Source organism: Chryseobacterium wanjuense, assembly GCF_900111495.1.
Taxonomy (GTDB): Bacteria; Bacteroidota; Bacteroidia; order Flavobacteriales; family Weeksellaceae; genus Chryseobacterium; species Chryseobacterium wanjuense.
Genome location: NZ_FOIU01000001.1, coordinates 1,583,079 through 1,605,830, shown reverse-complemented (window position 1 = coordinate 1,605,830; position 22,752 = coordinate 1,583,079). Strand labels below are relative to the sequence as shown.

General features: G+C 35.8%; 21 protein-coding genes. 16 read left to right on the top strand and 5 right to left on the bottom strand.

Translation table 11 applies throughout. The annotated features are described in order from the left end of the window. Positions 1-10: 10 nt before the first annotated feature. Positions 11-865 carry a nucleoside phosphorylase gene (locus tag BMX24_RS07380; protein ID WP_089791394.1) on the bottom strand — a complete coding sequence of 285 codons (855 nt, stop codon included), beginning with the start codon at positions 863-865 and terminating at the stop codon, positions 11-13. Positions 866-1,136: 271 nt separating this feature from the next. Here BMX24_RS07380 and BMX24_RS07375 point away from each other — a divergent pair, with 271 nt between their 5' ends. The 3 genes from BMX24_RS07375 (at position 1,137) to BMX24_RS07365 (ending at position 6,279) form a co-directional block, all read left to right on the top strand. Further along, a complete protein-coding gene (locus tag BMX24_RS07375) occupies positions 1,137-2,963 on the top strand; it encodes a cytochrome-c peroxidase (protein ID WP_089791393.1) in 1,827 nt (608 codons plus the stop codon). 212 nt (positions 2,964-3,175) lie between these two features. Beyond that, entirely contained in the window at positions 3,176-5,320 is a 2,145-nt protein-coding gene (locus BMX24_RS07370; RefSeq protein WP_089791392.1) for an alkaline phosphatase PhoX, read from the top strand. A gap of 59 nt (positions 5,321-5,379) precedes the next feature. Further along, positions 5,380-6,279 (top strand): leucine-rich repeat domain-containing protein, encoded by a 900-nt coding sequence (locus BMX24_RS07365; protein WP_089791391.1) that lies wholly within the window; start codon positions 5,380-5,382, stop codon positions 6,277-6,279. Positions 6,280-6,444: 165 nt separating this feature from the next. Here the strand turns inward: BMX24_RS07365 and BMX24_RS07360 are convergent, their stop codons facing one another. Beyond that, positions 6,445-6,768 carry a translation initiation factor gene (locus tag BMX24_RS07360; RefSeq protein WP_089791390.1) on the bottom strand — a complete coding sequence of 108 codons (324 nt, stop codon included), beginning with the start codon at positions 6,766-6,768 and terminating at the stop codon, positions 6,445-6,447. A gap of 196 nt (positions 6,769-6,964) precedes the next feature. Here BMX24_RS07360 and BMX24_RS07355 point away from each other — a divergent pair, with 196 nt between their 5' ends. From BMX24_RS07355 to BMX24_RS07330, 6 genes are all read left to right on the top strand, one after another. After that, positions 6,965-8,395 carry a tetratricopeptide repeat protein gene (locus BMX24_RS07355; protein ID WP_089791389.1) on the top strand — a complete coding sequence of 477 codons (1,431 nt, stop codon included), beginning with the start codon at positions 6,965-6,967 and terminating at the stop codon, positions 8,393-8,395. 141 nt (positions 8,396-8,536) lie between these two features. Beyond that, complete coding sequence (gene gpmI / locus BMX24_RS07350; protein WP_089791388.1) at positions 8,537-10,078, top strand: 2,3-bisphosphoglycerate-independent phosphoglycerate mutase; 1,542 nt, start codon at positions 8,537-8,539, stop codon at positions 10,076-10,078. Positions 10,079-10,221: 143 nt separating this feature from the next. Next, entirely contained in the window at positions 10,222-11,202 is a 981-nt protein-coding gene (locus BMX24_RS07345) for an acyl-ACP desaturase (protein ID WP_089791387.1), read from the top strand. 93 nt (positions 11,203-11,295) lie between these two features. Beyond that, positions 11,296-11,727: a BT0820 family HAD-type phosphatase gene (locus BMX24_RS07340; RefSeq protein WP_089791386.1), complete on the top strand. Its 432-nt coding sequence runs from the start codon at positions 11,296-11,298 to the stop codon at positions 11,725-11,727. An 89-nt stretch (positions 11,728-11,816) separates the two neighbouring features. Next, on the top strand, positions 11,817-12,626 hold the full coding sequence (map, locus tag BMX24_RS07335; protein ID WP_089791385.1) for a type I methionyl aminopeptidase: 810 nt from the start codon (positions 11,817-11,819) through the stop codon (positions 12,624-12,626). Beyond that, positions 12,626-13,393 (top strand): class I SAM-dependent methyltransferase, encoded by a 768-nt coding sequence (locus tag BMX24_RS07330; RefSeq protein WP_089791384.1) that lies wholly within the window; start codon positions 12,626-12,628, stop codon positions 13,391-13,393. Before map ends, BMX24_RS07330 begins: the two co-directional genes overlap by 1 nt. 59 nt (positions 13,394-13,452) lie before the next feature. Here the strand turns inward: BMX24_RS07330 and BMX24_RS07325 are convergent, their stop codons facing one another. From BMX24_RS07325 to BMX24_RS07315, 3 genes are all read right to left on the bottom strand, one after another. After that, on the bottom strand, positions 13,453-14,160 hold the full coding sequence (locus BMX24_RS07325) for a T9SS type A sorting domain-containing protein (protein WP_089791383.1): 708 nt from the start codon (positions 14,158-14,160) through the stop codon (positions 13,453-13,455). 121 nt (positions 14,161-14,281) lie between these two features. Beyond that, positions 14,282-14,611, bottom strand: a complete 330-nt coding sequence (locus tag BMX24_RS07320) for a DMT family transporter (protein WP_089791382.1) — start codon at positions 14,609-14,611, stop codon at positions 14,282-14,284. A 108-nt stretch (positions 14,612-14,719) separates the two neighbouring features. Further along, positions 14,720-15,283, bottom strand: coding sequence for a Crp/Fnr family transcriptional regulator (locus BMX24_RS07315; RefSeq protein WP_089791381.1), 564 nt, complete (start codon positions 15,281-15,283; stop codon positions 14,720-14,722). 344 nt (positions 15,284-15,627) lie between these two features. On the opposite strand from BMX24_RS07315, the gene BMX24_RS07310 reads away from it, so the two are divergent. The 7 genes from BMX24_RS07310 (at position 15,628) to BMX24_RS07280 (ending at position 22,654) form a co-directional block, all read left to right on the top strand. Beyond that, positions 15,628-16,626, top strand: a complete 999-nt coding sequence (locus BMX24_RS07310; RefSeq protein WP_089791380.1) for a LacI family DNA-binding transcriptional regulator — start codon at positions 15,628-15,630, stop codon at positions 16,624-16,626. 33 nt (positions 16,627-16,659) lie between these two features. Continuing rightward, positions 16,660-17,562, top strand: a complete 903-nt coding sequence (locus BMX24_RS07305) for a carbohydrate kinase family protein (RefSeq protein WP_089791379.1) — start codon at positions 16,660-16,662, stop codon at positions 17,560-17,562. A 40-nt stretch (positions 17,563-17,602) separates the two neighbouring features. Next, positions 17,603-18,850, top strand: a complete 1,248-nt coding sequence (locus BMX24_RS07300; protein WP_089791378.1) for a sugar MFS transporter — start codon at positions 17,603-17,605, stop codon at positions 18,848-18,850. 4 nt (positions 18,851-18,854) lie between these two features. Next, positions 18,855-20,261 carry a carbohydrate porin gene (locus BMX24_RS07295; protein WP_089791377.1) on the top strand — a complete coding sequence of 469 codons (1,407 nt, stop codon included), beginning with the start codon at positions 18,855-18,857 and terminating at the stop codon, positions 20,259-20,261. A gap of 61 nt (positions 20,262-20,322) precedes the next feature. Then, positions 20,323-21,162 carry a sugar phosphate isomerase/epimerase family protein gene (locus BMX24_RS07290; protein ID WP_089791376.1) on the top strand — a complete coding sequence of 280 codons (840 nt, stop codon included), beginning with the start codon at positions 20,323-20,325 and terminating at the stop codon, positions 21,160-21,162. 123 nt (positions 21,163-21,285) lie between these two features. Next, positions 21,286-22,161: a GTPase Era gene (gene era, locus BMX24_RS07285; RefSeq protein ID WP_089791375.1), complete on the top strand. Its 876-nt coding sequence runs from the start codon at positions 21,286-21,288 to the stop codon at positions 22,159-22,161. A gap of 67 nt (positions 22,162-22,228) precedes the next feature. Then, a complete protein-coding gene (locus BMX24_RS07280; protein WP_089791374.1) occupies positions 22,229-22,654 on the top strand; it encodes a DoxX family protein in 426 nt (141 codons plus the stop codon). Positions 22,655-22,752 lie beyond the last annotated feature (98 nt).

Below are 22,752 nucleotides of genomic sequence, written 5' to 3'. Positions count from 1 at the left end.
CCTTTTTATTTTATTTGATAATTCTATCCAAAACCCATTCGATCAGGTTCCTTTCGGAAGCATGGTGATCTGCGGAAAATTCTCCGCGTCTTCTGTTGGCAATGACGTTGTTTACCGTAATCGCTTTATGACCTAAAAGTTTAGATAAAGCATAAATTGCCGAAGTTTCCATTTCGAAATTGGTAATACCAAGATCATTTAAAGTTTCCAAAAACCTGTCATCAAGTGCTTTCAGACGGAGTTGTCTTCCCTGTGGAGCATAGAATCCCGGGAAAGTAGCGGTATTTCCGTGATATTTGGCGTCTTTGTATAAGGTTCCCAATTCTTCCGACCAGTCTGCAAAATACAGCATCGGCTTGATTTTCGGGTAAGGGAATTTATCTAAAAAGTTCTTCGAAAATTCGTTTTCAAACTCATAATCCTGGTAAAAATGCATCAGACCATCCAATCCCACAACATTCTGGGTCACCAGCATATTATCAACCTGCACATCAGGATTTACACTTCCACAAGTTCCCATTCTGAAAAGCTGAAGCGAAGAATGCTCTTTTTTGAACTCTTTATTTTTAAGATCGATATTTACCAGAGCATCAAGCTCATTCATCACAATATCAATATTTTCCGTACCGATTCCGGTAGAAATTACGGTGATTCTTTCGCCTCTTAAAGTTCCGGTATGCGTATAAAATTCTCTTTTATTTTTTTTGATTTCTACGGTATCGAAATATTTTGAAACCTTTGCCACTCTGTCGGGATCTCCTACAAGGATGATCTTTTCTGCAATATCTTCAGGTAAAAGGTTTAAGTGGTAAACACTTCCATCATCGTTCAGAACGAGTTCTGAAGCAGCCAGTTTATTTAGCATAATATGTTTTTTTTTATAATTAAATTCTGATAATTAATAGATTCTTCGATTGCTTTGCGCTTAGGATGACACTGCAAATATTATGTATAATTAAAGGACAGCCTGATTTATCCGTTTCATCCTGGGTGTAAAGTAATCGAAGGATTGGTATAAATTAATATTAAAGAATCAAAATTAATAAAAAATCCCTGATATAAAATGTAAACATTAGTTAATCTAAATTTAAACTAGAAATACTGTTCAAACACTAATTTTGTCGTTAAAATTTTTAATGAAATTCTATCCTCTGATTCTTATTTTCCTATTCATCGGTTTTGCGATAATGTCTTTTAATCCTGTTTATAAAGGAGTTGAAAATGAAAATAATGTTGTTAATAAAGGCTTAGCAGATTTTAAAACCAAGCTGGATCAGTTAAAATCAGATGTTTACCAGTTTTCTGAGGAAAAAATCCCTTTGGAACAACTTCAGGAATCCCTGAAAAACACAAGGAACTCTTTCAAAGAAATAGAATTTTACATCGCTTATCATTATCCGGAATTTACAAAAACCCACCTGAATGCGGCGCCATTATTTCACATTGAAGCTGCGGGAACATCGGCTTATACGTTGCCTCCGGAAGGGCTTCAGGTCTTGGATGAGTTGATATTTTCCGATGAAGCGGCGGAAGAAAAGGAAAAAATAAAGGCAATCACAGATTTTTTATACAATAGTTATGCAAGCTTTTATTTAAGCTCTGTTAAAAACGGTTTAAGCAAAGGAAACAACAAAACATTACCCCTGCGAATCGAGTTGATCAGAATGTACAGTTTGGGCGTGACAGGTTTTGATACTCCCGGTTCTTTGAATGTTTCAGAAGAAGCAAAGCATGTTTTTTCGGGAATGAAAAAATACATTAATGATGATCCGTATTTTAAAAATTATAATATTCAGAAAGCCAATGCGATTTTAACGGATGGAATCGGTTATCTTTCAAAAAATACCGATTTTGAGACTTTTGACAGGATAGAATTCTACAAAAAATATATTCAGCCTTTGTATGAAGAATTCGGAAAATGGGACGGAAGAAGTGATGATCTGAAAGAATTTTCAGGTTGGAATGTCAATAACAAAAACTTTTTCAGCAGCGATTTTCTGGATCCGTATTTTTATACTTTATTGAAAAAAGAGGAAGATAATGCCGATTTAAGAGCATTGGGAAAAGAGATTTTCTACGATCAGAATTTAAGCGACAACGGGAAAATGAGCTGTGCAACCTGCCACCTGCCGGAAAATGCCTTCACAGATTTAAAATCAAAATCTCCAAGTAATGTCGAAGGAAAAACGGTACTGAGAAACTCTCCGTCTTTATACAACGCCGTTTTTGCGAAAAGATTTTTCTACGATTTAAGAGCTTTTTATCTTGAACAACAGGCGGAACACGTGATTTACAATGAAGATGAGTTCAATACAAGCTACGAAAGCATCATTAAAAAATTAAAAACAAAACCGGAATACAAAAAAGCGTTTAAAACAGCTTTTAAAAACGGAAATATCAGCAAAGAAAACTTTTCCAAAGCATTGAGTTCTTATGTGGCATCACTGTATTCTTATGAGAGTGATTTTGATAAATTCATGAGAAACGAAAAAGAAATTTCTGTTGATGCTAAAAAAGGGTTTAATTTATTCATGGGAAAAGCCAATTGCGCTACTTGTCATTTTGCTCCCAACTTTTCGGGATTAGTTCCTCCATTTTTTAATGAAAATGAATCTGAAGTGTTGGGAATTCCTACAAAACCGATCAATCAAAAACCTATTGAACTCGATGCCGACAAAGGAAGAATCAACAGTCCTGTGAAAAAGGAAAATTCCTGGATTTACGAAAATTCTTTCAAAACAGTGACGGTGAGAAATATTGCCTTAACAAAACCGTATTTCCATAACGGTGCATTCAACACCCTGGAAGAGGTGATGGATTTCTACAACGAAGGCGGAGGAGAAGGTCTTGGCTTGAAAATGAAAAATCAAACCCTGGCTCCGGATAAACTGAACCTTACCCAACCGGAAATCAAGCAAATCATTGCCTTTTTGAATGCTCTGACGGATGTGAGTAAGAGGTAGTTGCGAGTTTTAATTCAAACGGATAATCTGAGTTTTTACACGAAAACTCAAAACCCGAAACTCGTATCCCGCATCTCTTAACAAAAAATTCATGCGCTTAACATTAAATTTCAGATTAATTAATATTCGTAACAGTTTATTTAAAGTCCTATTAATAGAGGGTTCACAACAAAAAAATAGCTTTGCAGAGTCTAATAAATCGAAATTTAATTATGAAAAGAAAACTACTAACAATTGCAGCTCTTGCGATGATCTCAAGTTCATTGTTCAATGCTCAGACTTTTATTTTCAACAAGAATTCTTCTTGGAAATATAATGACAGCAATACAGCGTTGGCTGCTCAGTGGAAGGATACAACTTACGATGTTTCTGCATGGTCTCAAGGAAACGGACCTCTTGGGTACGGTGATCCTGTGACAACGACAACGGCTACAGGTCTTGTAACAGCTTATTTTGCGAAAGATTTTACAGTGAATTTAAACGATCTTTCTTCTACCATGGAATTGGGAATTATGAGAGACGACGGTATCGTTGTTTATCTTAACGGAGAAGAAGTAGTAAGAGACAATATGCCTGCCGGAACAATAGATTTCACGACTTGGTCTAGTACAACGATCGACAGCTCTGCGGAAAGTGTTTATAATGTTTTCTCTATTCCAAAATCTAAATTTGTAAACGGAAACAACAGAATTTCTATCGAACTGCACAACAGAGGTGCTGCAAGTTCGGATTTAAGAATTGATGCTTATCTTAAAACTGTTGTGACGACAACTCCAGTAGCCTGCAACTCAACACATATCAGCTGCTTTACGTCTATCGTACCGACAGCTCAGACAAATAAACTGATCATTCCTACAGAACATAAATATCAATTAATCCTAAAAGAAGGTGACAATTATACAGAAGGCGGAGGATTAGTAGGAGGTCTGAACGACTTTACAGGATACGTTCCGAAGAATGGAAGCGCTACCAACGGATATCTTTCTGTAAACCACGAAACGAATCCGGGTGGAGTTACCATGGCTGAAATCAACTATAATGGTACAACAAAACTTTGGCAATTGACAAAATCAAGAGCGGTAAGTTTCTCTGCTCCGAGCTTGGTTCAGACAATCAGAAACTGTTCAGGAGGTGTTACACCATGGGGAACCATCGTTACAGCAGAAGAGCAAACGACTTCAAGTGATGTAAATGCTGACGGAATGAAGGATTACGGTTGGTTGGTAGAAATTGATCCTGCTACGGCCCAGGTTATTTCTCAAAACGCTGACGGTTCTAAAGGAAAATTATGGCAAATGGGTATCATGAACCACGAAAATGTAGTGGTAAATAATGCAGGAACAGTTGCTTATTACGGTGAAGACGGAGGAACTCATATGGTGTACAAATATGTGATGGATACTCCAAATGATCTTTCTTCCGGAAATCTTTATGCATTAAAATTAGACCAGGGATTAAGTGGAGGAGATCCTGTAGCAACAACGGCTACTTGGGTTCAGATTCCAAATAAAACAAAAGCAGATCAAAATAATACGGCTGCATTAGCTCAATCGTTAGGAGGTACTTCTTTCAACGGGGTAGAAGATATTGAGATCAGTCCTCTAGATGGTAAAGTGTATTTTACGGCAAAAGGTTTAAATAAAGTATACAGACTTCAGGATAACGGAACTACCGCTTCTCAGGTTGAAACTTTCGTGGGAGGTCTTACTACGAACTATTCTTTCGACACGGCTCAGGGAACGAAAACGGAAGCTTGGGGAGATGGAAACGACAACCTTACTTTCGACGAATTGGGTAACCTTTGGGTGCTTCAGGATGGGGGTAAAAACTACATTTGGGTAGTCGCTCCGGATCATACTCAGGCGAATCCTAAAGTGAGACTTTTCGCTTCAATGCCTGCAGGATCAGAACCGACTGGACTTACATTTACGCCGGATCACAAATTCGGATTCTTCTCAATCCAGCACCCGGATTCTACAATTTCTACGGATATCGATGCTACTGGAAATACCATTGACTACAGAGGAAAATCTGCAACGATCGTAGTGGCTCTTAAAAACAATTTAGGAACTGCAGGATCTTTGGGAACTGTTGATACTAAAGCTGAAAACACAGTAACTGTTGCTCCAAACCCTACTTCAGGTATCGTAAAAATCAACTCTCCAAAAGGATTGAAAGATATCGTGGTAACGGCTTACAGCATCGACGGTAAAATTGTTTTCACTCAGAAATACTCAGGAACCAACAAATCTTTAGACTTAGATTTTACAAACCAGCTTGAGGCTTCAAGAGTATTGGTTTTAAATATCGAAGCGGAAGGAGGATTCCAGCAGACGGTAAAACTTTTGAAAAAATAAACTATTAATATTTACAAGGCTGCCGGTAATATTTTGTTATCGGTAGCTTTTTTCTATTTATGAAAAAGCTGTTTCTTTCCATTTTTATTTTAATTCTTTCAGAGGCAAAAGCCCAGATCGATCCCGTAAAATATCCGACCTATACCAATGTAGAAGAAGCATTTAAAAGCGGAAAAACGGTCTACAGTATGAGTTTTCGGGAGAAAGGGATATTTAATTTACCTGTTGAAATCCAACAATTAAATGCCATTTTTTTTCTGAATTTAATGGGAAATAAGTTCGAGAAAATGGATGAATCGATTTTTGCATTAAAAGAATTAACTATTTTAAATGTAAACGAAAACAACATCAAATTCATTCCCGATGAAATTGCAGAACTTCAGAAGCTGGAAAGTTTTTCTATTAATTTAAATGAATTAACCAACATAAATCCAAATATCGCTAAGCTTCAGAAACTGAAAGTCATTCACCTGGATGCCAACAATCTGAATGTTTTTCCGGAAGCGCTGATGAAAATCCCGAGTCTGGAAGAAATTAATCTGCAGGGAAATCAGATCAGTTTTATTGCTGAAGACCTGGATCAGATTAAAAATTTAAAATCATTAAATTTAGCTTTAAATCAGATTAACGATTTAGGCAATCTGACCTTCCCAAAACAATTGAAATATCTAGAATTACAGCAAAATTCTATCTCAAAGCTTCCTGAAAACCTGTTTCAGTCAAAAAACCTGGAATTTTTAAATGTAAGTCAGAACAATATCAAAGAAATTTCACCGAAAGTAAAAGGTTTGAAGAATATTGTCAGTATGAATCTGGCGAATAACGATTTAAAAGATCTTCCCACTGAGTTTTCGCAATTAAAAAATTTGAAAACATTAATATTAACGGGCAATCCAATGGATAAATCCACCATTGAAAAACTAAAGACCATAATGCCGCAAACGCAGATTTATTTCTAAAACTGTTTTGAAATTGGACATAATGTCAAAAAACTTATTGAACAGCTATCATTTGCTGAACGAAGTGCCGTTGCGAACGAAAATATTTTCAAGTTTAATTAAAAAAACTTTTGCGATCATAGCGCTTAAAGAATTTAAAAATTTGCCTTAAAAGTTGAACAAAAACTATCCACCGACTCTTTTAGTTTTATACCCCATTTCTTTAAGGATATCCATTATTTTATCACGGTTATCTCCTTGAATGATAATCGTTCCATCCTTCTCAGAACCACCGATTCCCAGCGTAGTTTTTATTTTTTTTGAGATTTTCTTAAGGTCTTCCTCGCTTCCTTCCCAGCCTTCAACAATGGTTACAGGCTTTCCGTTTCGGCCTTTCTTTTCAAATTTGCACACCAAAGGTTCTTTCTGCTTGAATTGTTCTTCAGGCATCTTAAAATCCTGCTCTTCATGATCAGGAAAAAGGTTTTTCAGTTGATCTCTTAAATCCATACCGCAAAATTAATAATAATTAATAAAAGCTGCTATATTCTTTAATGCTAAAAGAAATATCAAAACTTGAATAAAATACATATGAATTGTGAATAAGATGGATTACTTATTAATTTTAATGGTAAATTTAATATTATTGTAGGTAAATTACTTATTCTTGATTGAGAAATTTACAATTGAAAAAAACTCTAAACCTATGAGATTTCTTATTTTACTTTTTCCTTTTTTTCTGTTTGCTCAGCAGAAGATTACTCCAACAGTTATTGATAACAGGCTGGAAAAATCTAATGCTCTTCTTTTTGAAGGTCAAACAGATAACATGATTAAATTAAATCTTTCAATACTGGAAGACTCAAAGCGTATTAATTATCCCAAAGGAAAAGTATATGCATGCTATAATTTAGCTCTTGCTTTTTCTATGCAGTACAGATATAATAAAAGTAATTATTATTTGAAATTAATGGAATCTGAGTTTAAAAATTTGGATGACGAGGATGAAGAAATTTCTATGAATTTATTATACAGCATGAATTATAAAGGAATTAAAATGTATGATGAAGCATTGAAAAAACTCAGAAAAAATATAGTACTGGCAAACAATATAAAAGTAGATTCTACCAGATATTCCTCAAATGCCATGACTTTGGTTGAAATGGCTAAAAACTATATTGAGAAAAAGAGCTATGATTCTGCTACTTATTACGGTAAGAGGGTTATTGAAGAGGTAAAAAAACCTAAAAATCTGAATTCGGGTTTGAATACAAGTTTAAAAATTGCACTTTTAATCTTGGCTGAAGCAAAGGTTAAAGAAAATAAAATTGATTCTGCAGAATTTTATATAAAGTCAGCTCAATCTGTACTTATTGTATTGGGCAATAATGAATTCAGAACATTTAAGCTTTTAGGTGAAATTAATGAGGCGAAAAAACAATATGATTCAGCCATTATGGATTATAAAAAAGCAATAGACCTTGCTGCAAAAGTAAAGAATTTAAAAAAACTATTGGAATTATATAGCTTAATGTCAGGAATATATGAAAAAACAGGTGAAAAGGATAATGAAAAAAAATATGCGCTTAAATATAATACTCTTAACGATAGCTTAAAGATAATAGAGGAGGCAAATCTAAAAGATACCGTCGACCTTCTGGTAGAAGAAAAGCAAAAGCCTATGGAAGACAGGAACAACCTTTTACTTTATATTATATTTGCAGCAGGTATAGTTTCTATCATTTTTATTTTCTTAGTGAATAAGAGAATACGCAAAAAAAATAAAATTCTCAATGTAAAAGAGCAGGAAACCAAAGTATTGACTCAAAAGCTGAATGTTGCTTTTGAAGAAGTGATTCTATTGGCTAAAAATAATGACCCGGAGTTTATGACAAGATTTCAAGAAGTTTATCCTAATTTTTTTCCAAAACTGCTACAAATTGAACCCCAATTACAAAACAGTGAATTAAAATTCTGTGCTTTATTATTTCTGAACTTTTCTACCAAAGACATTGCTACATATACATTCGTACAACCACAGTCTATACAGATCAGAAAAAATAGACTGAGAAAAAGACTGAATATTTCCTCAGGAGAAGATCTGTATATCTGGATGAAAAACGTCAATAGTAATTGATTATATTCAATGGAATTATATGATTTTTTTCTACATTTTTATTTAATTAATTTACATACGTATGAATGTTTTCAAAATAATCCTTTCAAATTCTTATATTCATAGGAAAATAGATAAATTTGTATGTTTAAATCATACACAATGTCAAAAAAAGCAATATTAGCGATCCTTGACGGATGGGGATTGGGAATGAATCCGGACGTTTCTGCAATAGATAAAGCAAATACACCATTTATAGATAGTTGTTACCAAAAATTTCCGCACACGACACTTGAAGCGAGTGGTTTAGCGGTAGGACTTCCTGTAGGACAGATGGGAAATTCTGAGGTGGGACACATGAATTTAGGAGCCGGAAGAGTCGTTTATCAAAACCTTGTAAAGCTGAATATGGCAGTTGAAAACGGAACGCTGGGTCAGGAAAAAGTCATTCAGGACGCTTTTGAATATGCTAAAAGAGAAAACAAAAAAGTACATTTCATCGGTTTGGTTTCCAATGGGGGAGTACATTCTCATATCAATCACCTGAAAGGTCTTTTAACAGCCGCAAAAGAATTTGGCTTAAATGAAAATGTCTTTGTACACGCTTTTACAGACGGTCGCGACTGTGATCCGCACTCAGGAAAAGGATTTATCGAGGAGCTTCAGAAGCACATGGAAGCAACCACCGGAAAATTGGCAACCGTTGTCGGCAGATATTACGCAATGGACAGAGATAAAAGATGGGAACGCGTGAAAATCGCTTATGATGCCTTGGTAGAAGGTGTTGGAGATCAGACAACAGATGCTTTGCCGGCCATTCAGAAGTCTTACGATGAAAATATCACCGATGAATTTATGAAACCCATCATAATGATTGATTCTACGGCTATCGGGAATGTAGTTCCTGTCGCAAAAATCGTTGATAATGATGTAGTAATTTGCTTCAATTTCCGTACAGATAGAGGGAGAGAAATCACAGAAGTGCTTTCACAGAAAGATTTTCCGGAATATTTCATGAGAAAGCTGAACCTTTATTATGTGACTTTAACCAATTATGACAAAACATTCCAGAATGTACACGTAGTTTTCGATGAAGAAGTGTTGCATGACACAATGGGTGAAATTTTGGAAAAAAACCATAAGACACAGATCAGAATTGCGGAAACAGAGAAATATCCTCACGTTACGTTCTTCTTTTCAGGAGGCAGGGAAACAGAATTTGTGGGTGAAAAAAGATTACTTTGTCCAAGCCCGAAAGACGTTCCGACATACGATTTAAAACCGGAAATGTCAGCCTATGACATCACCAATGCCATCGTTCCTGAGTTGGAAAATGAGACAGCAGATTTTATTTGTTTAAATTTTGCTAATACAGACATGGTAGGTCATACAGGCGTTTTTGAAGCAGCGGTAAAAGCAGCCGAGACAGTAGATAAATGCATCGAAAAAGTTGCAATGACAGCCTACGAACACGGATATGCAGTTTTCATTTTGGCAGACCACGGAAATTCTGATGTAATGATTAATCCTGACGGAACACCAAATACGCAACATTCAACCAATCTGGTGCCTTTCATCGTAATGGATAAAGACCACACCTGGAATTTGAAATCGGGTAAACTGGGAGACGTTGCCCCAACAATTTTGAAAGTAATGGGAATCCCAATTCCGGAAGTAATGACGGGAGATATTTTAGTTAGCTAAAATTGAATAATATTAACGAAAAAATGTCGTTATAATTTATATAGCGGCATTTTTTATGATTAATATCAGAACAATTAACAAATTATTATGTCCTAAATAATAAATAATATCATAACTTTGCAGTTTAATTCTAAATTCTAAAAATGTATCAAGCGCTCGTAAGGAAAGAAGTAATGGGAATTTTGGAAAAGGAAGTAGGTTCTTTTCTGGATAAATTTTTAACGCCTATAGAAAAAATCTGGCAACCTTCTGATTACCTTCCGGATCCGTCGAGCGACAATTTCAGATACGATTTAGATGAGATCCAGACTTTTGCACGTGAAATGCCTTACGATTTATTCGTAACATTAATTGGTGACTGTATCACTGAAGAAGCTTTACCATCATACGAATCTTGGCTGATGGGTGTAGACGGAATCGATCAGGAAAAGAAAGAAGTGGGCTGGGCAAACTGGATAAGAGCCTGGACTGCCGAAGAAAACAGACATGGAGATCTTTTAAGCAAATATCTTTACCTGTGCGGAAGAGTGAATATGAGAGAAGTGGAAATCACGACTCAGTATTTAATTAACGACGGTTTCGATCTGGGAACAAGTATGGATCCTTACAGAAACTTCGTGTATACAAGTTTTCAGGAGACGGCTACCAATATTTCTCACAGAAGGGTAGGTACACTGGCAAAACAGTCCGGAAACGGAAAGCTAGCAAAAATGTGTGGTGTAATTGCAGCTGATGAGGCAAGACACGCAAAAGCATACAAGCATTTCGTAGCAAAAATCTTAGAAATTGATCCTTCGGAAATGATCCTGGCGTTTGAAGATATGATGCGTAAAAAGATCGTAATGCCGGCTCACATGATGAGACAATCCGGACAGATGGCGGGTGAACTTTGGGGACATTTTTCTGATGCAGCACAGAGATGTATGGTGTATACCGGACAGGATTACATCAATATTTTAAAAGATTTGTTGGATGAATGGAAGATTGAGCATGTAAAAGGTCTTACTGAAAAGGCCGAAAAGGCTCAGGAATATCTAATGAAATTACCAGGAAGATTACAGAAGATCACCGACAGAATTTCAACACCTGATTTACAATTTCAGTTCAATTGGGTGAAAAGTTAGTTCCATATTATCATTAAATTATAAAACTAAGGAGTGCCGAGTATTTTGGCACTCTTTTTATTTGTATCTTTGCACTTCAAAAATATATTCGAAATGATGAGTAATAAAAAAATTGCTGTAGACTTCGATGGAACCATCGTAGATGATGCTTATCCGGCAATTGGGAAACCGAAAATTTTTGCTTTTGAAACACTGAGAAGGCTTCAGGGTGAAGGATACAGACTGATACTTTGGACATACAGACACGGAAAAACGTTGGACGAGGCAGTAGAATTCTGCAAACAAAACGGCATCGAATTCTATGCTGTAAACTCAAGTTTTGAAGGAGAAGTTTTTGATTCTGAAACTCAATCAAGAAAGCTCGATGCAGATTGGTTTATTGATGACAGAAATCTTGGTGGATTCCCAGGTTGGGGTGAGATCTACAACATCATTCAGGAAAGGATAGAATTCCGTGTAGAAGGAAAAGAAGTTCTTGCCTATTCAAAACTTAAAAAAGAAAAGAAAAGAGGATTATTCTGGTAGAATAATAATGTAATAATTTAACAATGTAGCAATTAGCAATTCTTTAATACTGTTACATTAATACACTAATACATTGGTAATTTAGAACAATGATTCAATTAAAAACAATTGACGAGTTACGTCTTATGAAGGAAAGTGCCCGTTTGGTTTCAAAAACATTGGGAATGTTGGCAAAAGAAATCAAACCAGGGATTACCACTTTGCATTTAGATAAATTGGCCCATGATTTTATTAAAGATCACGGTGCCGAACCTGCTTTTTTAGGATATGGAGGTTTTCCGTATTCTTTGTGTATTTCCCCGAACGATCAGGTTGTTCACGGGTTTCCAAACAATGATGTTGTCAAAGAAGGTGATGTACTTTCTGTAGATTGCGGCGTTATTTTGAATGGTTTTGTGGGCGATCACGCCTATACTTTTGAAATCGGAGAAGTAAATCCTGAAACAAAAAAACTTTTGAAAGTTGCTAAAGAATCTTTATACAAAGGGATTGAGCAGTGCATCAGAGGAAAAAGAATCGGGGATATTTCTTATGCTATTCAGAGACACTGTGAAAAAGAAGGATATGGAGTGGTAAAAGAGCTTGTAGGACATGGTTTGGGAAGAAAAATGCATGAAGATCCTCAGGTTCCGAATTACGGAAGACAGGGCAGTGGAAAAGTGATCAAAGACGGGTTAGCCATCGCCATCGAGCCGATGATCAATCTGGGAACGGAAAAAGTGAAGTTCCACAATGATGGCTGGACGGTGACAACCCTTGATAATCAACCTTCTGCACATTTCGAACATGATGTAGCGGTGATCAACGGAAAACCGGTGCTGCTTTCTACATTCCAGTATATTTATGATGCTTTGGGAATCGAGAGCGACGAAGAAAAGGCTTTCCAATTGGATTTTTAATGAAAAAAGTCACTAAACTCTTATTAAATAAAATTCCACGTCCGATGCTTATCAAGATGAGTATCTGGGCGCGGCCGCTTATTTATAAATTCTTTAAAGGAGATCAGTTTTTCGACCCGATTGACGGAAGGTCTTACCGGAAATTTCTTCCCTACGGCTACGGAAATCAGCGCGAAAATGCATTGTCTCCCGGAACATTAAGCCTGGAAAGACACCGTCAGATGTGGCTGTATCTTCAGAATGAGACTGATTTTTTTATTAAAAATTATAAAGTTCTGCACATCGCTCCCGAGCAGGAATTTTTAAGAAAATTCAAAAAAATGAGGAATCTGGATTATATTTCAGCCGACCTTTTTTCCCCGATTGTAGACGTGAAAGCGGATATTCTGGATCTTCCGTTTGCCGATGAAAGTTTTGATATTATTTTCTGCAATCATGTCTTGGAACATATCGAAGACGATGCGAAGGCAATAAGTGAATTATACAGGGTTTTAAAACCCGGAGGATGGGGAATTTTGCAGGTTCCGATGAAAAATTCTCTGGAAAAAACCTACGAAGATTTCACAATTAAAGATCCAAAAGAGCGTCAGAAACATTTCGGACAATACGATCACGTTCGCTGGTACGGGATGGATTATTTTGATCGGTTGAGAAAAGCCGGTTTTGAAACAGAACCTAATTTTTATTCTCAAAATTTCACGGAGGAAGAAATCAAAAAATATGGGCTGAGAAAAAATGAAATTCTGCCTGTAGTCTATAAAAAATAATAAAACCGTCTTCAATAGTGGAGACGGTTTTTTGTTTTTATTTGAATTAAAAAATTAAATTATTCTTTAATAAATTTATACGACTTGTGATTTTGAATCGTTAAAATATACTCGCCCGTTGAAAACTTCTGAGCATCAATTTTAATTTTTCTATCGGTTGTTTTTCCTTCATACATCAATTGCCCAAGCATATTGAAAACCTTTACAGACAGCCCGTTTCCTAGATTATCAATGGTTAAACTTTCTTTTACAGGATTAGGAAAAACCGAAAAAGCACTCTTTGTTTCATTTTCTTTTGTCCTTAATATAAAGCTGTTATAATAAATTTTATTCCCGTTGGAAATGTTTGTTACAATTAATGTTTTACCCGAACCGTTGGGTACAATTTCATAACTGAAAGCATTTCCTATAGATGGCAGACCGTAAAAATCGCAATTCTTCTGGTCATAGCCTTGTACGGCCGTCATGTTAGTTCCCGAGTAATCGGCAATCGTACAGCTTCCGGAATTACTTTTCATAAAAGTATCGTCAATCGTTGAAAATGTAATCCCAATTCCTGAAACATTAAAATATTTTGAAGTAAAAACATTGTTTCCGGAAACAACTGCAAAAGTTGAAGGCTGAACAGTAAAATCCATAACCGGCGTAATGGTAGTCTGTCCTCCGATAACCATCTGTGAAATATACCAATTGGTATTGAATAGTTCAGGAATATTTTGTGCCCACAAGATGCTGCTTGTGAATAAGAGAAGTAAAGCTTTTTTCATGGTTAATAAGTTTAATCAAAAGTATGAAATAAATTTATAATATTATGAAAAACAACTCCTTAATGGAAATATTATTAATCTTTCAGCTTTGTGAAAAATTAGTGCTATTTATGTTTAAATATCAATGTGAAGAAACCGCTTTTAGCCCAACCACAGAACCAATTAAAGTAACAATAAAGAAAATTCTCCAAAAACTTACCGGATCTTTAAAGAAGAAAATTCCCATCAAAACAGTTCCGACAGCGCCGATCCCGGTCCAAACTGCATAAGCGGTTCCTATAGGTAAAGTTTGAGTGGCTTTTATCAGCAGAAGCATACTGATAGTAAGGGAGATTAAAAATCCGGCGAACCAAAAATACATGGTTGTTCCCGATGTTTCCTTTACTTTTCCCAGGCAAGAGGCAAATGCGACTTCAAATAATCCGGCAACAATTAAAATAATCCAATTCATAATTACTTATTTTTCTGCCACAAAGTTGAGGATTTAAAAGGAATTAAAATTTTACAATTGTTAAAAAATACATAGAACACTCAAACCCTCCAACTCTTCAACACAAATTCACTTAATCTCCGCCCGAATCCTACTCAGACTCACCTGAGAAATGCCCAGATAAGAAGCGATATGTCCCAACTGGACACGTTTGATGAGATCTGCCTTATCTCTCATCAAATCTTTATAACGTTCCAAAGCAGGCTTGAACTGCCTTGAAATAATCAGTTCCTCAGTTTTTACCAATTCTCTTTCTGCAAACTTCCGTCCCCAATTGGCAATGTGAATATCTTCATTGAATAATTTTCTTAAATTTTCTGTTTCCAGTTTATATAATTCGCAATCTTCGAGAAGTTCGATATTTTCGTAACCGGGTTTATCCTCCACATAGCTTTTCATGGAAACGATTGTTTCGCCTTCTTTTCCAAACCAAAAAGTAATGTCTTTATCTTCTGTAGTAGCATAAGCACGGACAATTCCTCTTTTTATAAAGTAAATATAAGGCACAATTTTATGAGCTTCCATCAGGCAGAAATTTTTCGGATATGAAACTTCTGTGATATATTTTTTAAGCTTATTTGCCGAGCTTTCGGGTAGGGGATGAATATTATTAAGAATATCGTTGATGGTCATAAAGATCTATTGAGTATTTCAAAATTATCAGTTTTTTAATTTTTAATAAAAGAATATTGCTATTAATTTTATAATTATTTCAGATTTCTTTAATTTAATTGAGATAAACGTTTAACCAAAATTTGTCCTAAATTAATATAATTCTGTTAATATTGAATTAATATTAGATTAATATAAATTACAATTTTTCAATTAACTATTTAATTTACAGTGTTTTAATTTGTTCGATTTTCGTTTTTCAAAAAGGCGCGAAAATACAATTATTTTTGAAACAGCCAAAAAAATAAGCCTATTGTTTTTTATATTTTTTATGAGATAATTTGCGGTTGTAAGTTAGTACCGTTATGAAAAGAGCTTCCATCAAAGACATAGCTAGAATTGCCGAAGTTTCCGTGGCAACGGTTTCCTATGTTTTAAACAAAAAGGAAGGAAGCAGAATAAGTGAAGCTACTAAGAAAAAAATTCATGATGTAGCAAAATCAATCAATTATACTCCAAATAAAATTGCGAAAAGCTTGAAAATGAGCAAAAGCAAATTGATCGGACTTATCGTAGCGGATATTTCAAATGACTTTTACTCAAACATTGCACGGAATATTGAAGATCAGGCCATGAAGCTTGGTTATACGCTTTTGATCGGAAGTTCAGACGAGAACCCGGAAAAATTTAGAAAACTAACCGAACTATTTTCTGAACAGCAAGTTGACGGAATGATCATCGCACCGGTGGTAGATTCTGATGATGCAATCAATAAATTAATCGGTGAAGAATATCCAATTGTAACGATCGATCGTTACCTGAAAAATGTAAGTCTTCCTGGCGTAATGATCAATAATTCAGAGATTTCCGAGTATATTTGCGATCAATTGGTCGAGAAAAATTTTGATGAAATCATTTACGTTGGATATGATACGAAATTGCCACATTTGCTTGACAGACAGGATGGTTTTGATAAAAGAATTTCTGCTTCAAAGATTAAATCAAAAAGAATTTTAATCGGAATTCATAATATCACGGAAGAAGTTCATAGCAAGCTTAGAGAAAATTTGAATCTTAATAAAAAAACAGCGATCTATTTTTCTAGTAACAAGTTGGGAATCGCAGGTTTACGCTATCTGAATGACAATAATATCCGAGTTCCGGAAGATGTTTCGGTGATTGCATTTGATGAAACAGAAGCCTATCATCTTTTTCCTACCGATATAGATTTTGTACAACAACCTTTGATTGATATGGCGAAAGAATCAGTAAAACTTCTTGACAGTCAGATAAATAATTATACTCCAAACGGAAAGAGGGTAATTTTCCATGCAAAATATATGGGACGAAATTCCGTGAAATAAAAATTTTGAATATTTAATTAAACGTTTAACCTAATGATAAATAATAAAAAATACGTCGTTTGTTTTGGTGAAGTTCTTTGGGATATCTTTCCTGAAGGCTCGAGAGCGGGAGGTGCACCATTTAATGCAGCTTATAATATCCACAAAATGGGTATTGATGTAAAAATGCTAAGCAGAATCGGAAGTGATGAGTTGGGCCAAAAATTGATTGAACAAATTCAAGGCTGGGGAATCACGACTGAGTTCATCCAAATCGATAACGAAAATCCTACGAGTACTGTTATTGCTAAAATTGATGAGCATAATGAAGCAACCTATGAAATCATCAACCATGTCGCTTGGGATTATATCGAACTGCAGCCGGAACATATCGAACTGGTTTCCAACGCTGATGCTTTTATTTTTGGAAGCCTTTCTGCAAGGAATGAAAAGACCAGACAAACACTTCTGCAACTATTGGATCACGCAAAATTGAAAATTTTTGATGTGAATTTTAGACCGCCTTTTATTGATGTAGAATTGATTAAAACACTCTTGCACAAAGCAGATATCGTTAAAATGAACAAAGCCGAACTGCGGCAGATCATGCTTTTTTTAAGCGAAGAATATAAAAGCGAAGATGAAAGTGTGGTTTTTATTCAAAATCATTTTAATATCAATGAAATTATTCTCACCAAAGGAAGTAAAGGAGCAAGATATTTTGTAGGCAACAAAAATTACGGATTTCCGGCGGTTCCTATTACCATTGCGGATACAGTAGGAAGTGGCGATGCTTTTCTGTCCGGTTTTATTTCGAAAAGAATTCAGGGGGAAAGTCCTGAAGAAATTATGAATCAGGCCATTTCTTTGGGCGCTTTTATTACTTCAAAATCAGGAGCTTGTCCGGATTATGCATACTCGGAATTTGAGAATTTCAGGATTCAAAATAGCATTTAATTAAAATATTTCACTAACACTTAATTTGTAAAAACACGGTATGAAATCAGCTAAGTTTACAGAAAAAAAGTACCTAGTTGTACTGGCTTTTGTTATTTCCCTGTTCTTTTTCTGGGCAATAGCACTTACGATGGGAGATGTTCTGAATAAGCATTTTCAGAATGTCCTTCACATTTCGAAATCGAAATCGGGATTGGTACAGCTTTCCATTTTCGGAGCGTATGCTTTGATGGGAATTCCTGCAGGACTTTTTATGAAAAAGTTTGGGTATAAAATGGGAGTTATCTTAGGACTAACCTTATTTGCGGGGGGATGTTTTCTCTTCGTTCCGGCTTCCAATATGGCTTCTTTTGATTTTTTCAGGTTTGCACTTTTCATTCTGGCTTTAGGAATGGCGACTTTGGAAACGGTAGCGCATCCTTTCTTGGCTTCTTTGGGAGACGAAAGAACGAGCGATCAGAGGGTGAATTTTGCCCAGTCTTTCAACGGTTTGGGAGCCATTGTAGGACCTTTGCTGGGTGGTTTCTTCATTTTTGGAGGAGCTGGAGAAGACAATTCTTTGGATTCGGTTAAAAGCCTTTATACCTGGATCGGGATTGTGGTTCTTGTTCTGGCCATTATTTTTTCTTTCATTAAAGTTCCTGATTTGAAAGATCCTCACACTGAAGAAATGGAAATCCTTGAGCATGCAACAGGAGAGGACCATCACGCAGATCAGGTAGATGCTGCTGCACCGCTTTGGAAGCAGAGACATTTTGTTTTCGCTGTTGTCGCCCAGTTCTTTAATATTGCGGCGCAGGGCGGAACCTGGGCGTTTTTCATCAATTATGGTGTTGAAAAAATGCACCTTCAGGAAACTCAGGCTTCCTATTATTTTTCACTGAGTATGGCGATGATGATGGTAGGGAGATTTATCGGAACATTTTTAATGAGATATATCGCTCCGAATAAGGTTTTAGCCATTTTTACGGCTTGTAATATTGTTCTTTGTTTAATTATTTCTCAAAGTTTCGGTTGGGTTTCTTTTGTCAGTTTAATTATGCTTAATTTATTTTTAAGTGTAATGTATCCTACGATTTTCAGTTTAGGCTTAAAAAAATTAGGAGGAAAAGTTCAGCAGGCATCTTCTTTTCTGGTAATGGCTATGTTTGGCGGGGCATTCTTCACTCCGATTATGGGAAAAATTGCAGAAACGGATGTTGCCCATGCTTACTTATTGCCGATCATCTGTTATGTGATTATTGTTTTGTTTGCTTTAAAACTTTACAAACCAAAAACTTTAAAGTAAAACAATGAAAAATCAAATTTTAAAAGGCTGTTTTTTGATGATATTGATTCTCAGCCAGAGAGGATATGCCCAGATTATCATTACCAATAAGAAGTTTTCATTCGGGACAACGGGAAGAATCGGGGCAGGATATTCTCCAAACGCAGATGGAAGAACAGGTAGGCAATTGAACCTTGCCAATCAGGGATCTTTGGGAGGAAGGATGGATCAGGGAGATTATGTGGATTTTTTGCCGGCGTTTCATTTTACACCGGTTGTTGGCGACAGTGCCAAAAAAACAAAAATCGATATGCAGGCGAGATTGAGCTTTTACTCGGGAGGAACTTTTTTGGGAAATGTAGATACAAAATCCAATCAGGGAATGATCGTGGCATTACCGGAAGCATTTGTTGAAGCTAGAAATATCATGGGAAGTGACTGGGATGTCTGGGCAGGTTCGCGATGGCTGAGATTTGATGACGTGCATATTGCAGATTATTTTTACTTTGATGATCATTCGGCGACGGGGTGGGGAGTTCGACATAAAAACACAAGATTTTCCATGTTTTTCCCGGCTGCGATTGATACTGCAGCAAGCAATTCAACGCCGTATTCCTACACCAATATTATCAGTGGAGGAAAACATCTGATCTACAGACAGCGGGAAGTTTTTGTTTTGGAGCAGACAATTCCTTTTAAAAATAATGATCATAAAGTAAAATTACTGGCAGAATTCCACGCTGTTGATAAATCCGGAAAGCATTCTGTCGAAAATTATCCTTCAGATTACGGTTGGGTCTTGGGAGCGAAATTAAATTCAAATTTAAAAACCAGACTTCCGGGTTCATTTAATCAGATTTCACTGCGATACGGAGCTGGAATTGCCAACGGAGGAGATGGAGGAAATACCCAGACCTGGAGAACGTACGGTGCCCCGAATGAAGTTACGAGAACATATAAAGGAGCATATTCACTCACAGCTGTCGAACATTTTTTATTAAATCTTTCAGACAGATGGTCTCTGAACGGATATGCAGTGTATACCCAAAGTAAAGGCGGCGCAGACAGCGACAACAAAGCCATTGATTATTATAAAAGAGAAATTTTTAATAAAAAATCTGAGTTTAATACAGGAGTAAGAGCAACTTACTATTTCAATAACTGGTTCCATATTCTTTCGGAGCTGCACTACGCACAGCGAAAAGACGGAACCCAGGATCCTGCTTCCATGGTGAAGTTTGTGTTGGCGCCAACCATAGTTCCTACTGCGGAAAGAAGTGTTTGGGCAAGACCTCACATACGACTGATCGCGGAAATTTCCAGATACAACGACCAGGCGATGAATACGCTTTATTCACCGTTTTTACAGCAATCAGGTTCAAAAAGAATAGGAACTTATCTCGGCGTAAGAACCGAATGGTGGGTTTTCTAAAAATTTATGTGTTTTAATCTTTTATGGTTAAAAAAAATATAAAAAAACAAGAATTAAAAAAATGAATATAAAATTTGGGGCTTCCCTTCTTTCATGGATCACTCCGGTATGGAGTCCTGAAGCGGGAAAATATGCTATTGAAAAAACAGCCGGTGCAGGTTTTGATCTGATTGAAATTTTGCTTCCTGCATCCATGGAATTTAATACTGATGAAGTAAAAAAACAGCTTAAAAATAATAATCTGGAAGCAGTCTGTTCTTTAAACCTTCCGAAAGAAGCACATATTGCACATTATCCAAAAGTCGCTGAAAACCTGATGAAACAAGCCATCAATAAAACCTCAGAGCTGGAAACTGACTTTTTAGGAGGCGTTCTTCATGGCGGAATCGGTGTTTTTTCGGGGAATATTCTCACGGAAAATGAAGAGGAAATCATTACCGAAGTCTGGAGCAATGTTGCAGATTATGCTAAAGAAAAAGGCGTAAATATCGGCATTGAACCCATCAATCGCTACGAAACGTATGTTTGCAATACAGCGGAAAATGTGTTGGATTTAATTTCAAAAACGGGAAAAGATAATCTGTTTCTTCATCTCGATACTTTCCACATGAATATTGAGGAGAATAATTTTTATGACCCCATTATTTTAGCAGGAAATAAACTGAAACACCTTCATATGACAGATTCCCACCGCGGAATGCTGGGCGAGGGAACCGTAAACTGGAATGAATTGTTTAAAGCATTAAAAGAAATTAATTTTGAAGGAAATCTGGTGCTTGAAAATTTTTCATCTTCCGTTCCCGGAATGCAGCAGATGGTTTCTTTATGGCAAAAATCTCCGCATGATGCAGAAGAACTGGCTTTAGGAAGTCTGAAATTCATGAAAAATCACAGTAATTAATCAATAAAAATCTAATGTGATTGCCTTTCCATATTTTGGGAAGGCTTTTTTGTTTTTAATCTTCGGAATAGACCGAAAGACCAGATTTGTTTTACTAACTTTGCAACTCGTAATATAATTTTTATGCACAAAGCAGGATTTGTAAATATAGTTGGGAAACCCAATGCCGGAAAATCTACCTTATTAAACCAATTAATGGGAGAGAAACTGGCAATTGTAACCCAAAAAGCTCAGACAACACGCCACAGGATTTTCGGAATTTATAATGAGGATGACTTACAGATCGTATTTTCCGATACTCCGGGAGTTTTGGATCCGAAATACGGTTTACAGGAAAAAATGATGGATTTTGTAAAAGATTCTTTACAGGATGCAGACGTTTTCCTTTTCATTGTGGATGTTACCGATAAAGCCGAACCGTCAGAATTTTTGATTGATAAATTAAATAAAATCCCCGTTCCTGTATTACTTTTATTGAATAAAGTAGATCAGACCGATCAGGAAGGACTTGAAAAATTGGTGGGAGAGTGGCACGAAAGAATCCCGAAGGCTGAAATTCTTCCGATTTCTGCGTTGAATGCTTTTAATACGGATATTATTTTGCCTAAATTAAAATCGATGCTACCGGAAAACCCGCCATATTACGATAAAGATCAGTATACAGATAAGCCTGAAAGATTTTTCGTAAATGAAGCGATTCGTGAGAAAATTCTTCTGAATTATGATAAAGAAATTCCATACTCTGTAGAAGTGGTTACGGAACAGTTTAAGGAAAAAGAAGGAATAATTTTCATCGATTCTATTATTTATGTAGAAAGAGATACACAAAAAGGAATTATTATCGGGCATAAAGGAGAAGCCATCAAGAAAGTGGGAACTGAAGCAAGACAGGATCTTGAGAAATTCTTTAATAAAAAAATTCACCTGAATCTTTTCGTAAAAGTGAAAAAAGACTGGCGAAAAAATGACAGGGATCTGAAAAATTTTGGTTACAGATAAACTAAAAACCCAATAAAGACCGTTCTATTAAAAGATTATTGTTATCTTTAAAGTAAATTTTAACTTAATGAACTATTCGAATTCAAATTCTACAGTTTTAAAAGATATTATTTTATTGATTGTGAGGGTGTTTATTGGTTTTGCCATGTTATCTCACGGTTTCCCAAAACTTCAGACTCTGCTGGAAGGCGGAAAGATCGAATTTTTTGATTTTCTGGGATTGGGACCTCAAATCACTTTGATACTGACTGTTTTCTCAGAATTCGTTTGTTCGATCCTGCTTATTTTAGGGCTTTTCACGAGAGTGGCTTTAGGGTTTCTGGTTTTCACCATGATTATTGCAGGATTTGTAGTGTTGAGTGCAGAACCTTTTGCAAAACAGGAATTAAGTTTCATTTATTTGTCCGTTTACCTCCTTCTGATTGTTTTCGGAGCCGGAAAAATCTCCGTAGATTACATGATCGAGAAGAGAAAACGAGCCAACGACTGGTAATTATCAGAAAATAAAAATATAAGCAGTAAGTTTTCTTGCTGCTTTTTTTAGGGTTAAAATCTTCGATCTGAGACCATATTAATTTTAATTTAAAATCA

Excerpts from the sequence above, each read along its gene's own strand:
- BMX24_RS07365 (WP_089791391.1), top strand. The coding sequence starts at position 5,380 with ATGAAAAAGCTGTTTCTTTCCATTTTTATTTTAATTCTTTCAGAGGCA.
- BMX24_RS07355 (WP_089791389.1), top strand. The coding sequence starts at position 6,965 with ATGAGATTTCTTATTTTACTTTTTCCTTTTTTTCTGTTTGCTCAGCAG.
- map (WP_089791385.1), top strand. The coding sequence starts at position 11,817 with ATGATTCAATTAAAAACAATTGACGAGTTACGTCTTATGAAGGAAAGT.
- era (WP_089791375.1), top strand. The coding sequence starts at position 21,286 with ATGCACAAAGCAGGATTTGTAAATATAGTTGGGAAACCCAATGCCGGA.
- BMX24_RS07360 (WP_089791390.1), bottom strand. The coding sequence starts at position 6,768 with ATGGATTTAAGAGATCAACTGAAAAACCTTTTTCCTGATCATGAAGAG.
- BMX24_RS07375 (WP_089791393.1), top strand. The coding sequence starts at position 1,137 with ATGAAATTCTATCCTCTGATTCTTATTTTCCTATTCATCGGTTTTGCG.
- BMX24_RS07290 (WP_089791376.1), top strand. The coding sequence starts at position 20,323 with ATGAATATAAAATTTGGGGCTTCCCTTCTTTCATGGATCACTCCGGTA.
- BMX24_RS07310 (WP_089791380.1), top strand. The coding sequence starts at position 15,628 with ATGAAAAGAGCTTCCATCAAAGACATAGCTAGAATTGCCGAAGTTTCC.
- gpmI (WP_089791388.1), top strand. The coding sequence starts at position 8,537 with ATGTCAAAAAAAGCAATATTAGCGATCCTTGACGGATGGGGATTGGGA.
- BMX24_RS07340 (WP_089791386.1), top strand. The coding sequence starts at position 11,296 with ATGATGAGTAATAAAAAAATTGCTGTAGACTTCGATGGAACCATCGTA.
- BMX24_RS07345 (WP_089791387.1), top strand. The coding sequence starts at position 10,222 with ATGTATCAAGCGCTCGTAAGGAAAGAAGTAATGGGAATTTTGGAAAAG.
- BMX24_RS07330 (WP_089791384.1), top strand. The coding sequence starts at position 12,626 with ATGAAAAAAGTCACTAAACTCTTATTAAATAAAATTCCACGTCCGATG.
- BMX24_RS07315 (WP_089791381.1), bottom strand. The coding sequence starts at position 15,283 with ATGACCATCAACGATATTCTTAATAATATTCATCCCCTACCCGAAAGC.
- BMX24_RS07295 (WP_089791377.1), top strand. The coding sequence starts at position 18,855 with ATGAAAAATCAAATTTTAAAAGGCTGTTTTTTGATGATATTGATTCTC.
- BMX24_RS07380 (WP_089791394.1), bottom strand. The coding sequence starts at position 865 with ATGCTAAATAAACTGGCTGCTTCAGAACTCGTTCTGAACGATGATGGA.
- BMX24_RS07370 (WP_089791392.1), top strand. The coding sequence starts at position 3,176 with ATGAAAAGAAAACTACTAACAATTGCAGCTCTTGCGATGATCTCAAGT.
- BMX24_RS07320 (WP_089791382.1), bottom strand. The coding sequence starts at position 14,611 with ATGAATTGGATTATTTTAATTGTTGCCGGATTATTTGAAGTCGCATTT.
- BMX24_RS07280 (WP_089791374.1), top strand. The coding sequence starts at position 22,229 with ATGAACTATTCGAATTCAAATTCTACAGTTTTAAAAGATATTATTTTA.
- BMX24_RS07305 (WP_089791379.1), top strand. The coding sequence starts at position 16,660 with ATGATAAATAATAAAAAATACGTCGTTTGTTTTGGTGAAGTTCTTTGG.
- BMX24_RS07325 (WP_089791383.1), bottom strand. The coding sequence starts at position 14,160 with ATGAAAAAAGCTTTACTTCTCTTATTCACAAGCAGCATCTTGTGGGCA.
- BMX24_RS07300 (WP_089791378.1), top strand. The coding sequence starts at position 17,603 with ATGAAATCAGCTAAGTTTACAGAAAAAAAGTACCTAGTTGTACTGGCT.